Source organism: Stenotrophomonas sp. P5_A8 (genome assembly GCF_056400545.1).
This window is the reverse complement of record NZ_JBFULB010000090.1, coordinates 1-13,142: the sequence shown is the minus strand read 5'-3', so window position 1 is coordinate 13,142 and position 13,142 is coordinate 1. Positions and strand designations below refer to the sequence as shown.

At 68.4% G+C, this 13,142-nt stretch carries 8 protein-coding genes; 5 read left to right on the top strand and 3 right to left on the bottom strand.

Going from position 1 to position 13,142, the window contains the following annotated elements; all coding sequences use genetic code 11:
* Positions 1–1,121: OprO/OprP family phosphate-selective porin (locus tag AC1DQP_RS08700; protein WP_478051424.1), on the bottom strand; the 1,121-nt coding region annotated here is incomplete at its 3' end.
* A gap of 318 nt (positions 1,122–1,439) precedes the next feature.
* Here AC1DQP_RS08700 and AC1DQP_RS08695 point away from each other — a divergent pair.
* On the top strand, positions 1,440–2,789 hold the full coding sequence (locus AC1DQP_RS08695) for a dicarboxylate/amino acid:cation symporter (RefSeq protein WP_457317949.1): 1,350 nt from the start codon (positions 1,440–1,442) through the stop codon (positions 2,787–2,789).
* 247 nt (positions 2,790–3,036) lie between these two features.
* Positions 3,037–5,331, top strand: a complete 2,295-nt coding sequence (locus tag AC1DQP_RS08690; protein ID WP_457317948.1) for an NADP-dependent malic enzyme — start codon at positions 3,037–3,039, stop codon at positions 5,329–5,331.
* Positions 5,332–5,982: 651 nt separating this feature from the next.
* On the opposite strand, the gene AC1DQP_RS08685 is transcribed toward AC1DQP_RS08690, so the two are convergent.
* Positions 5,983–6,675, bottom strand: coding sequence for a basic secretory protein-like protein (locus tag AC1DQP_RS08685; RefSeq protein WP_457317951.1), 693 nt, complete (start codon positions 6,673–6,675; stop codon positions 5,983–5,985).
* 44 nt (positions 6,676–6,719) lie between these two features.
* Positions 6,720–10,070 carry a GH92 family glycosyl hydrolase gene (locus AC1DQP_RS08680; RefSeq protein ID WP_478051423.1) on the bottom strand — a complete coding sequence of 1,117 codons (3,351 nt, stop codon included), beginning with the start codon at positions 10,068–10,070 and terminating at the stop codon, positions 6,720–6,722.
* Positions 10,071–10,456: 386 nt separating this feature from the next.
* Here AC1DQP_RS08680 and AC1DQP_RS08675 point away from each other — a divergent pair, with 386 nt between their 5' ends.
* From AC1DQP_RS08675 to AC1DQP_RS08665, 3 genes are read left to right on the top strand one after another with little or no spacing between them, the layout of a single operon-like run.
* On the top strand, positions 10,457–10,654 hold the full coding sequence (locus tag AC1DQP_RS08675) for a zinc-finger domain-containing protein (RefSeq protein WP_256776508.1): 198 nt from the start codon (positions 10,457–10,459) through the stop codon (positions 10,652–10,654).
* A 15-nt stretch (positions 10,655–10,669) separates the two neighbouring features.
* Entirely contained in the window at positions 10,670–11,782 is a 1,113-nt protein-coding gene (locus AC1DQP_RS08670; protein WP_457317946.1) for a glycosyltransferase, read from the top strand.
* Positions 11,745–13,085 carry an O-antigen ligase family protein gene (locus AC1DQP_RS08665; RefSeq protein WP_457317945.1) on the top strand — a complete coding sequence of 447 codons (1,341 nt, stop codon included), beginning with the start codon at positions 11,745–11,747 and terminating at the stop codon, positions 13,083–13,085. Before AC1DQP_RS08670 ends, AC1DQP_RS08665 begins: the two co-directional genes overlap by 38 nt.
* The last annotated feature ends 57 nt before the right edge of the window (positions 13,086–13,142 follow it).

Sequence of the window (13,142 nt, the reverse complement as noted above, 5' to 3'; positions counted from 1 at the left end):
TGCACGCCGCGACGGCTGGCGTCGGCCTTCACGTAGTTGGCCTGGAACTTGAAGTGGCTGGTGAGGTACCAGTTGGCGCCCAAGGTCCAGTCGTGCTGGCGGCCACCGAAAACATCGGCGTCGTCCAGGTCCAGGCGGCTGTAACGGGCCACCAGTTCCACCGCGCCGTAGTCATGGGCCGGCTTGATGTTGGCCACCGCGCCGGCGTTGTACGGACGCGATTCCCCGGTGAGCACCCAGCTGGCCATGGCGTACTGGCCGTCGCCGGTGTAGTCCGGCTTGCCCTGGCGGGTGACGGTGGTCTGCAGGGCTTCGGCCTGCAGCGAGAACGGGCCACGGATCCAGATGCCTTCCAGGCCGGTGCGGCGGATCTGGTCGGCAGTGGCCAGTGCGCCGGAGTCGACCAGGCGGATGTCGGTCAGGCCGGCTTCCGGACGAGCGCGCAGGCGCGCGCTGGCTTCATGGTGCACGTCGCGGCCATCGCGGTAGCCGCGCGGGTTTTCCTGCGAGTAGGCCAGGCCCAGGTGCAGCACGTCGCCGGCGGCCTTGATCGGGGTCCACACCGCACGCACGGCCTGCGTGGTGCCGGGGTTGTCGCCCTGCAGGTCCTTGCCGCCGTAGGCGCCGGCCTGCAGCAGGTACTGCGGGCGCTCCAGCACCCACTCCACGCCGGTGCGGCGGCCTGCGTAGAAGGCCTGCACGGGCAGCGCGGTTTCCAGGAAGCTGCCGGCGCGCGAGGAAGTGTTGGCGTCCAGGCCGACCGGGGTCTTCATGTAGCCGAAGCGGAAGCGGCCGATGTCGCTGCCGAAGAAGGCCTTGCTTTCAACGCGCACGAACACGTCCAGCCAGGTGTCGGCCTGGAAGTCGTAGTACACCATCGCGTCGTACACCCCCTTCTTCTTCAGGGTGGCGCCGAATTCCTTGCGGCGCACCGCGTCATCGTCTTCGATGCCGCTGGCCGAGGAAAAATCGTTGTAGTCGTAGGCGATGTTGGCGGTGGCGGMCAGTTCGGTGCCATCGCTGAAGGCGACCTTGGTCGGCCAGTTGTCGAAATCGGCCGCCGAGGCCAGGGCGGGGGTGGCAGCCAGGCACAGGGCCAGCAGGGTCGGGGTCGGGCGCATGGAGGAGCAGCTCTCTGGGTTCATTGAAGCGGACAGGACAACAACGGCCGCAGCGCCGGAAACTGTTGCCCTTCAGGGCTGCGCGCGGTCACCAGCCGCCGTGGGGGAGGGCGGGATRGGCGCAGTGTAGGCACCCATCGCTGCCTGAACCGGGGGGCTAGTACCAATAGGTTATCTGCGTGGCGGTGACTCGCGCGTACAAATGCGTCCATCCCCCGCCGCCCTGCCTGTTCCGGCGCCGCGACGGGGTTTCCTTGGAACTGGCCTGCTGCTGCCGTGCGGGCCGGACGCAACAACACCGCTTTCCCGGAGTCCGCCATGCACGTACCCACCGCCGCCGCGCTGTCGGCCAAGCCGCTGCCCTTCTACCGCCAGCTGTATTTCCAGGTGGTCGTGGCGATCGTCCTGGGCGCCGTCCTCGGCCACTTCGAGCCGGCCTTCGCCGAATCGCTCAAGCCGCTCGGTGATGCCTTCATCAAGCTGGTGAAGATGATCATCGCCCCGGTGATCTTCCTCACCATCGTCACCGGTATCGCCGGCATGACCCACCTGCGCACCGTGGGCCGGGTGTTCGCCAAGTCGATGGCCTACTTCCTGTTCTTCTCCACCCTGGCCCTGATCGTGGGCATGATCGTGGCGCACGTGGTGCAGCCCGGTGCCGGCATGAACATCAACCCGGCCGACCTGGACCAGACCGCGGTCCACAGATACGTGGAGAAATCCCACGAGCTGACCCTGACCGGCTTTGCGATGGACATCATTCCGGCCACCCTGGTCAGCGCCTTCGTAGACGGCAACATCCTGCAGGTGCTGTTCGTGGCGGTGCTGTTCGGCATTGCGCTGGCCCTCACTGGTGCGAAGGGCCGCCCGGTGCTGACCTTCCTGGAGGCGCTGACCGCCCCGGTGTTCCGCCTGGTGCACATCCTGATGAAGGCCGCCCCGATCGGCGCCTTCGGTGCCATCGCCTTCACCATCGGCAAATACGGGGTGGGGTCGCTGATCAACCTGGCCTGGCTGGTGGGCTCGTTCTACCTCACCGCGTTCCTGTTCGTGGCCGTCATCCTGGGCGTGGTCTGCCGCCTGTGCGGGTTCTCGGTGTTCAAGCTGGCCCGCTACCTCAAGGCCGAGCTGCTGCTGGTGCTGGGCACCTCCTCGTCCGAATCGGCGCTGCCCTCGCTGATGGAGAAGATGGAGCGCGCCGGCTGCGCCAAGTCGGTGGTGGGCCTGGTGGTCCCGACCGGCTACTCGTTCAACCTGGATGGCACCAACATCTACATGACCCTGGCCGCGCTGTTCATCGCCCAGGCCACCAACACCGAACTGACCCTGGGCCACCAGATCGCGCTGCTGCTGGTGGCGATGCTCAGCTCCAAGGGCGCCGCCGGCGTCACCGGTGCCGGTTTCATCACCCTGGCCGCCACCCTGGCGGTGGTGCCGGAAGTGCCGGTGGCCGGCATGGCGCTGATCCTCGGCGTGGACCGCTTCATGAGCGAATGTCGCTCGCTGACCAACTTCATCGGCAATGCCGTGGCCACCGTGGTGGTGTCGCGCTGGGAAGGCGCGTTGGACCGCGATCGCCTGGCGATGGCGCTGGATGGCCGCGAGGCCGAACTGCCGGCATTGACCACCGACGACCTGCCGTCGCCGCTGACCGCGTCGGCGCACTGAACCCGCTTGCGTTTGTGTGTGTTGCAGGGCCTGCCCACTCCCCCTGGATGGCGGGCCCTGCTTTTTTATCGCTGCCACAGCAGTGATGCGACCTGTCATCGGCGTGCGCCACGCTGCCTGCATACGCTGCCGAACGGCTGGAAATATGTGCAGTTGCAGCATGGCCGCGACAGCGTAGCGACAGGTCCATCCACGCCAACGGGGGTATGATCCCCTGTTCCTCTCGCCCATTCATCTGCAGAAAGCGATGTCCAACGAAGATTTCAAACAGGCAGCCCTCGACTATCACCGGCTCTCGCCGCCCGGCAAGATCAAGGTCACCGCGACCAAGCCGATGTTGACCCAGCGCGATCTGTCGTTGGCCTATTCGCCGGGCGTGGCACACGCCTGCGAAGCGATCATGGCCGACCCGCAGCAGGCCAGCGAGCTGACCGCGCGCGGCAACCTCGTCGCCGTCATCTCCAACGGTACCGCCGTGCTGGGCCTGGGCAACATCGGCCCGCTGGCCGGCAAGCCGGTGATGGAAGGCAAGGGCGTGCTGTTCCAGAAGTTCGCCGGCATCGATGTGTTCGACATCGAGATCGACGAGAACGACCCGGACAAGCTGGTCGACATCATCGCCTCGCTGGAGCCGACCTTCGGCGGCATCAACCTGGAAGACATCAAGGCGCCGGAATGCTTCATCGTCGAGCGCAAGCTGCGCGAGCGGATGAACATCCCGGTGTTCCATGACGACCAGCACGGCACCGCGATCATCGTCGGTGCGGCCGTGCTCAACGCCATGGTCGTGACCGGCAAGAAGATCGAAGACATCAAGCTGGCCACCACCGGCATGGGCGCGGCGGGCATCTCCTGCGTCAACATGCTGGTTTCGCTGGGCCTGAAGCCGGAGAACATCCTGGCCTTCGACCGCGACGGCGTGATCCACACCGGCCGCACCGACCTGGACCCGGAAAAGGCGCGTTACGCACGCGACACCGACAAGCGCACGCTGGCCGAGATCGTCGACGGCGCGGATATCTTCCTCGGCCTGTCGGCCCCGGGCATCCTCACGGCGGACATGGTCAAAACCATGGCCAAGGATCCGGTGATCTTCGCCCTGGCCAACCCGACCCCGGAAATCATGCCGGAAGTGGCCCGTTCGGTACGTCCGGATGCGCTCATCGGCACCGGTCGTTCGGATTACCCGAACCAGATCAACAACGTGCTGTGCTTCCCGTACCTGTTCCGCGGGGCGCTGGACGTGGGCGCCACGGCGATCAACGAAGAAATGAAGATCGCCTGCGTGCACGCCATTGCCGCGATGGCGCGCCGCGAGGCCAGCGACTTGGGCTCGGCCTATGGCGATGAAACCCCGAGCTTCGGCCGCGATTACCTGATCCCCCGTCCGTTCGACCGCCGCCTGCTGGTGGAGCTGTCGGCCGCCGTGGCCCAGGCCGCGATGGATTCGGACGTAGCTACCCGTCCGGTCGCCGACATGGGCGCCTACCGCGAGAAGCTGGCCCAGTTCGTCTACCGCACCAGCCTGATGATGAAGCCGGTCTACGACCGTGCGCGCGCCGACAAGCAGCGCGTGGTGTATGCCGAAGGCGAAGAAGAAGTGGTGCTGCGCGCGGTGCAGAACGTGGTCGACGAAGGCCTGGCGTTCCCGATCCTGATCGGCCGCCCGGACGTGATCGAATCGCGCATCGAGCGCTTGGGTCTGCGGATGAAGGCCGAGGTCGATTTCGGCATCACCAACATCAACGACGACCCGCGTTTCAACGAGTACTGGCAGTACTACCACAACCTCACCGGCCGTCGCGGCGTGACCGTGGCCGCGGCCAAGAACCTGATGCGCTCGCGCCCGACACTGATCGCGGCGGTGATGGTGGCCCGTGGCGAAGCCGATGCGATGCTCACCGGCGTGGTCGGCCGCTTCCACAAGAAACTGGGTTATGTACGCAGCGTGCTGCCGCTGGAATCCAAGGTGACCTCCACCTCGGCCATGACCGGCGTGATCAACCAGCACGGCGTGTTCTTCTTCGTGGACACCCACGTGCAGGAAGACCCGACCGCCGAGCAGATCTGCGAAGCGACGCTGCAGGCGGCCTACCGCATGAAGCTGTTCGGGATCGAGCCGAAGGTGGCGTTGCTGTCGCACTCCAACTTCGGCAGCCACGATTCCAAGGACGCGTTGAAGATGCGCGCCGTGCGTGGCCTGCTGCTCAAGCGCAACCCGCGCTTGAACGTGGACGGCGAAATGCAGGGCGACACCGCATGGGACGAAGCGCTGCGCCAGAAGCTGCTGCCCAACAGCACGCTGAAGGGCCGCGCCAACCTGTTCGTGCTGCCCAACCTGGAAGCGGCCAACATCGCCTACAACCTGGTGCGCGTGTTCACCGATGGCGTGGCGATCGGCCCGATTCTGATGGGCGTGGCCAAGCCGGTGCACATCCTGACCACCAGCGCCACCTCGCGCCGCGTGCTCAACATGACCGCGATCGCCGCAGTCGATGCGCAGATCCGCAAGCAGCTGGAGGCCGAAAAGAACGGGGCGTAACGCGCCGCTCTTTTAGGCTCCAGCTTTCAAAGCGCGCCCTTCGGGGCGCGTTTTGGTTTCGCGAAGCGAAACAGGTAGCGCCACGCCATGCGTGGATGCACTTCGCCCCGCATCCTGCGCGTCACCAGGCGGCTTCGGCGTGCGTTCAACGCCGGCCAGAACCCCCACGCGTGGATGCTGCGGGCCTGGACACCTGGACACCTGGACCGCGCTGCGCGCGGTATCCACCCATGGCGTGAATCTACGCCGATGGCTACGTCCCCGATCGATATGCCGATGGCTACCCCGACGGCGACGTTGCCGATCAATAGTCCCGTAGCCCGGCCGTCACCGCCCTGCAACCTCCGCAAGGCCCAATACCCCCACGCGGCCCGGCCGCGGCGGAGGGCCACCGGCTCCCGCCGCCCTGGGCCCGACCAGACCCCCAATGGCCAGYCCGGAGTAGTCCCATGCGCAGTCGAACGACGAAACGCTATTTCCAGCAGCTGTTCGCGCTGTACGCCGGCCTGGTCGGCGCGCGCTGAGTCCCATCAGTGCCGCCCGCTGGCCGGCTACGGCGCTGAGCCCCGGTAGTGCCGGCCGCTGGCCGGCTCCTCCAAATGCGCGATCGGCAAGACAAGCACCCCTCTACGATAGGTGCCCAGCACCACATCAACGCGCCTTCACGTATGCCGCCCAAAGCGCCGGCAACGCCATCCCGGTGCGCTGCGTCCACAAGGCCGGCGCATAGCGCCCCTCGCGCAACGCCGCATCCAGCGCCTTTACCAGCCCGGGATGCTGGTCCTCGCTCCACTTCAGAAACGCACCGGTGACCCGGTAACCGGTATCGAAACGCTGCCCGTCCTTCACCGCCGTCGGCAGCGCCCAGCCGGCCGCCGCGTTGTGCCGACCATAGCGGTCGCGTGCGTAATCGGCGATGCCTTCCACCAGCCAGCCGGGCACGCGTTCGTTGGCGTACTCGGGGTAGCCCTGCACGATGTGCATCGCCTCATGGGTCACCAGGTCCACGTCGTCTGGATGTGTGGCCAACCAGCCCGGGTTGATGGTGATGGTGGCGGCCCCGTCGCCTTCGCCGACAAAGGCGACGCCGTCGTACGCCGGGTCGATCACGATGCGCGCCTGCGCCGGTGCGCCCGGATGGAAATCGGCGCGTTCGCGCAGATAGGCCGCGAAGAACGTCTCGATGATCCGGCCGCGCAGCGTCGCATCCAGCGCATCGCCCGGATCGCGGTAGGTCAGCGTCACCCCCTCGCGCTGCTGGCTGCCCTCGAACGCCGCGGCATCGAACGCCACCAACGCCAGCATCAGCACCCCGGTAGTGCCGGCCGCTGGCCGGCTCCCCATGACCCCATCGGCCATCGACCTGCAGAACGCCATCGCGCCCATCCTCAACGTTCCCCAACCGGCGCCAGCAATTCCACCTCGGCCAGCTGCATCCGCCCAGGCCCGGCGATGCGCAACCGGTACTCGGCGTAACGGCCCGGCGTGGCGATGCCGAACGGACGGGTCTGCTGCGCCCAGGCGAAGTCCTCGCCACGGCGCTGGTCCAGCGTGATCCAGCGGCCACCGCTGCGGCGCGCTTCCAGCGTCCACTCGCCGCCGCGGATCGGGGCGTTGCCACTGGTCAGCGTGTACATCGATGGCACGCCGTCGCTGACCCCGGTGAATGACACCGTGCCGGCACCCAGCGGCACCACGGTGCCGGCATCGTCATCGACCAGCGCCTGCAGCGCCCGTCCATCGGCACCCTGCGCACGCGCACCGCCGCCGAGCAGGTCATGCAGCAGGGAAGGGCGTTGGCCGCGCGCGGTGAGCGAGCGCGGCGCATCGTCCGGGCCGCTGCCCCACGGGGAGGGCTTGGGCCCCATCACGAAATCCAGCGTGGCGCCCTTGGCGATCACCTCGTGCGGTACCCAGGTCTTGCTCCACGGCTTGCCGTTGATTTTCAACGACTGCACGTACACGTTCTCGCGCGAGTTGTCCGGCGCATTGACGGTCAGCACCGCGCCGCCCTGCAGTTCGACCCGGGCGTGGCGGAACGCCGGCGAGCCGATCGCGTACTCGGGCGAGCCCATGCGCAGCGGATACAGGCCCAGCGAGGCCAGCACGTACCACGCCGACGTTTCGCCGTTGTCCTCATCGCCGGGGTAGCCCTGGCCGATCTCGCTGCCCACGTACAGCCGCGACAGGATCTCGCGCACATGCTGCTGGGTCTTCCATGGCTGCCCGGCATACAGGTACATCCACGGGATGTGGTGCGCCGGCTGGTTGCTGTGCGCGTACATGCCCATGCGCACATCGCGCGCTTCGGTCATCTCATGGATGGTGCCGCCATAGGAGCCGGCAAACGCCGGGTCGGCGGTTTCCGGGGTGGCGAAGAATTCGTCCAGCTTGGCCGCAAGTTTGTCGCGGCCGCCGTACAGCCCGGCCAGGCCTTCGCCGTCGTGCGCGGCAGTGAAGGCGAACGTCCAGCCGTTGGATTCGGTGTAGTCATGGCCCCACACGCGCGGGTCGTAGTCCTTGGCGGCCAGCCGCCATTGGCCGTCGGCAGTGCGGCCCTGGAAGAAGCCGGCCGCCGGATCGAACAGCGTGGCGTAGGTGCCCGCTCGGTGGCTGAAGTAGTCGGCCTCGGTGGTATAGCGCTCGCGCGCGGCAGCCGTGGTTGCGCGTTTGGCCAGCGCCTGGGCCATGTTGGCGATGCCGAAGTCGTTGAGCGCCCCTTCCATCGTCCACGACATCCCTTCATGCACCTCGGCGCTGGCATAGCCGCGGAAGGTGGAACGGTCCATGCCCTTGCGCCCGACGTGGCGATCCGGCGGCACCACGGTGGCGTTCTTCAGCGCCGCCGCATAGGCCTCCTCTGGATCGAAGCCGCCGATGCCCTTCAGCCATGCGTCGGCGAAGGCCACATCCGAACTGGTGCCCACCATCAGGTCGGCATAGCCCGGCGAGGACCAGCGCGCGACCCAGCCACCGGCGCGGTACTGCTCCAGGAAGCCCTGCACCAGCGCGCCGGCGTCGTCCTTGGTGAACAACGCATACGCCGGCCACGTGGTGCGGAAGGTATCCCAGAAGCCGTTGTTGACGTACACCTTGCCGTCGCGGATCGGGGCGAAGCTGCGCGTGGCGCTGCCGTCGGTGTTGTCGTCGGCGGCACTGGCCTGGCTGGCGTAACGCCAGTCGGGCGCGGCGGCGGTGCCGGCGTTTTCATGGCCGGAGTTGGGGTACAGATACAGCCGGTACAGGCTGGAATACAGCGTCGTCTTCTGGTCGTCGCTGGCATCGCCGATGTCGAACGGCGCCAGGCGCGCATCCCAGGCGTCCTGCGCGCGTGCGGCCACGCGCTCAAGGTCGTCGGTGGCGGCCAGTTCCAGTGCCAGGTTGTGGCGCGCCTGCTCGAGGGAGATCAGCGACGTGGCGATGCGCATGTTCACCCGGCGGTCGCTGCCGGCATCGAACTTGATGTAGCCGGTGGCACGGCCGGTGTCGATCTGCCCGCTGCTGCGCCAGGGTGTGTCGAAGCTGGCCACCACGTACATGCGGGTGGCACCGTTGGACAGGCCGCTGCGGGTATCGGTGTAGCCGGACAAGGTCTGCGTGGCCGCGTCCAGGGTCAGCCCGCCGCGCGCATCGACGTTGTCGAACAGCAGGTTGGCGTCGCCTTTTTCCGGGAACTCGAAGCGGAACAACGCGGCGTGGTCGGTCGGGGCGATTGCTGCGGCGATGCCATTGTCGAAGCGCACGTCGTAACGGTAGGGACGCGCACGTTCATTGTCGTGCGAGAAGGCCAGCGCACGCTTGCCGCGGTCGGCCTCGGGCACGCCACGGCTGGCCGAGGGCATCACCTGGAAGGTCTGGCGGTCGCCCATCCACGGGCTGGGCTGGTGGCTGAGCGCCAGCGCCTGCAGGCGTGGACGGTTGCTGGCATCGTTCTGTTCGTTMCAGCGGTACAGCCAGTTCAGCGCGCCGGCATCGGTGACCGGGGTCCAGAAGTTGAACCCGTGCGGCACCGCCGTGGCCGGGAAATTGTTGCCGCGCGAGAACGTGCCGTTGGCCTGCGTGCCGCGCGTGGTCAGCACCCAGTCCGACGGCCGCTGTGGTGCGCTGCGCGGCTGCGCGTCCAGGCGCACGTCGTCGATCCAGCCCGACACCGGCGCGCCGGCGGCGCTGGCCACCTGCAGTTCGACGCCCACCACGCGGCGCCCACGCAGCGCGGCGACGTCGCCCAGGCGCACCGATTTGCGGGCCCACTGCTGGGGGTACAGCGTTTTCGAATCGCCCTGCGCGGTCGCGCCCAGCGCCACGCCGTGCTGGTCGCGCGCGTCGCTGGCCGAGACCCGGCTGCCGTCGTCCAGCACCAGGTCCAGCGAGACGTAGGTGGACGCCACGGTGTCCTTGCCGACGATCTCCGGCAGTACCAGCCAGCTCAGCGCGGTGTCGGCCTCGATGCGCACGTCGGTATCGAACAGGCGCCGCTGCAGGGGGCCGCCGGTGCTGGCGTAGTGCAGCGCGCGCAGGCCGGTGTAGCCGACGCCGGCCTTGGCCGCATACGGCGCGCGCGGACCGTTGCCGATCTCGACCTGCAGCGCCTGCTTGCCGACCGAGGGGGACGGCTGGCCCGGCTCGAAGGAGGTCTGCAGGCCCTGGCCGAACGCGGGCAGGGCGAGTGAGGCGCAGGCCATGGCGAGGGCAAGCGGCAGCAGGGCGTGGCGGGCGGGGCGCGGAGCGGGCAGGGACATGCAGGGAACTCCCGGGTAGGGCAGGCGGCAGGCAGAGCCCGCATCGGCGACCACGGCAGACCGCATCACCCCGGCCGCCAGCGGCGGACAGGAGGGCGATGCAGGTCCGGCGGGGGGACGGGCCATGCGATCGGGGCAGGAATCGAACCGGTCCGATGCTGCAACAGGCATGGGGACGCTGGCAAGTGCCATTTAGTTCGATCCAAACACTGAAAAACCACCCGATCCTGACGTGGTTGACAGTGTGTTTGGATCGATTTAAAAAGAACGGTGTTGTCTCCCGGCAATACGCATCGCCCCGGCATGCCGCCGTCGGCCGCAGCGGCGATGCCGCAGCGCCGGGTGCTAGAATCGACACCTTCGCAATTCCTTTGTGTGTCCACGCCATGAGCCATACCGCCACTGCGCCCGCCAACGCCGAGAAGCGCTACACCGTGCACCGCGTCGACCTGCCGCTGAGCTGCCCGACTCCGGAAATGGCGCTGTGGAACTCCCACCCGCGCGTGTACCTGCCGATCGAAGACGAGCCCAACTGCGAGGCCAAGTGCCCGTACTGCGGCGCCGTGTTCGTGCTGGCCGACTGAGCCACGGCTGCGTCCGTGCGCCGACTGACCGTGGTGCAGCTGCTGCCGGCGCTGCACTCCGGCGGGGTTGAACGCTCCACCCTTGAAATCGCCTCCGCCCTGGTTGCCGCCGGCCACCGGGCCATCGTCGTGTCTGCCGGTGGGCGGCTGGTCGAACCGCTGCTGGCCAGCGGCGCCGAACACCTCACCCTGGACATCGGCCGCAAATCACTGCTCACCCTGCGCCACGTGCTGAGCCTGCGCCGGCTGTTCGCCGAGGTCGGCGCGGACATCGTGCATGCGCGCTCGCGGCTGCCGGCCTGGCTGGGCCTGTACGCGCTGCGCAACCTGCCGCCGGGGCAGCGCCCGCACTGGGTCACCACCGTGCACGGGCTGAACTCGCCGGGCCGCTACAGCGCGGTGATGACCAGCGGCGAGCGCGTCGTCTGCGTGTCCAACAGCGTGCGCGAGTTCGTCCAGACCCACTATCCAAGCGTACCGGCCGAGCGCCTGCAGGTGATTCCGCGCGGCGTGGACGTGGCCCAGTTCCCACGCGTGGCACGCAACGACCGCCGCGCGCGCCTGGCCGTGGCCGAACAGCACCCACTGCTGGGCACCGATGCGCCGCTGCTGCTGTTGCCTGGTCGCGGAACCCGCCTGAAGGGCCACCGGCACGCGTTGCAGGTGGTCGCCGGCCTGCATGCGGCGGGCGTGCCGGCCAGGCTGTGGATGCCCGGCACCCGCGAGCCTGGCCGTGAGGCGTACGTGGCCGAGCTGGAGGCGCAGGCGCGCACCCTCGGCATTGCCGATGCAGTGCTGATGACCGCGCCCACCACGCGCATTGCCCAGGCGTATGCGGCCAGCGATCTGGTGCTGCAGGTGTCGGACAAGGCCGAAGCCTTCGGCCGCACCGTGCTCGAAGCGCTGTCGGTGGGCCGCCCGGTGCTGGGCTGGAACCACGGCGGCGTCGGTGAGTTGTTGACGCAGCTGCAACCGTCCGGTGCGGTAGCCTTGCACGACAGTGCCGCCCTGCTGGCGCGCGCGCAGCAGCTGCTGCAGCAACCGCCCAGCCTGCCCACGCGGATTCCTTTCACTTTGCAGGCGATGCAGCGTGACACGCTCCAGCTCTACACCTCGCTCGCCGGCTGAACCGGCCCTCGCGCCTGACTCACCCGGCTCCCGTGCGGGCCGCTGGGCGCCGTGGTGGGTGCTCGCCTTCGTGGCGCTGTGGCCATTGCCGGGCATCGCCGAGACCGTGCTGGTGTTGGGAGCCCTGTATGCGGCCGTGCGCATGGTGCAGCTGCGCATGCAGGGCAAACAGCGCCTGTTGAGCGCACCGGCGTGGGCGCTGACCAGCATCCTGTTCCTGGGCTACTGGCTGCCACAGGCATTTTCCGCCTTCGATGCCATCGACCCGGCCACCGCATGGCGCAAGACCGCCGCCGGGCTGCGCTATCTGCCCTTCATGTGGCTGGTGGCGATCGCCGTGGCCACGCCGCAGCGGCGCGGACTGACGCTTGGCGGCATCGCGCTGATCGCCGCGATATGGACACTGGACGCACTGGCGCAGGCGGCGTTCGGTACCAGCCCGTTGTTCTGGTCGATGGACCAGCTCAAATGGGTGGTCAGCGGCCATGGCCTGTGCAGCGCGCAGGAAGTGGCGGCGGCCGACCGGCTCAGCGGCGTGCTTGGCCCGTGCAATCTCAAGTTCGGCCAGGTGCTGGCCAGTCTCTCGCCGTTCCTGCTGTTCGCTGCGGCGCGGCGTGGCGGGCTGTGGGGCTGGGGCCTGGCCACCGCGGCAGTGGGCGTGGTGCTGGTGCTGGCCGGCTCGCGCGCAGCGTGGCTGACCTATGCCCTGGTGGTGGTGTACTCCGGGTGGCGCCTGCTCGGCGCACGTGCGTTGATGGTCTGCCTCGCTGTCGGTCTGGTTGCTGCCGTTGCGGTCGGGTTTGGCTCTGCGCAGGTTCGCGAGCGCGTGGCACGCACGGCGATGGCGTGGGAGGGCGACGGTGACGGTGTCAACCAGGCGCTGTCCGGGCGCGCGCAGATATGGGAAGCGGCCGGCTGCATGATCAGCGCACACCCGATCAACGGTGTGGGCGCGCGCGGCTTCCGCGACGCCTATCCGGCCTGCAATCCGGCGCCGCAGGCGCAGGAAGTGTGGGGCGACGGCCCGGCGCTGCACGCGCACCAGATCGTGCTGGAAATCCTCGCCGAAACCGGCGTGCTTGGCCTGCTGCTGTGGCTGGCCGCCGTCGCCCAGGCGTGGCGCGCCTGGCGCTTCGCCCCGCTGGCGGCGCGCGAACGCGCACGCCCGGCGATGCTGGCGCTGGCGGTGACCGTGTTCCCGCTCAACACCCACCTGGCGTTCTATTCCACTTTCTGGGGTGGACTGACCCTGCTGCTGGCCGCGTTGTATGCGGGCAGCCTGCTGGCCAAAGACGCGGGGTAGCGCCACGCCCTGCGTGGCTGTGCTTCGATCCGGCATCGCGTGCAGCCACCCGTGGGG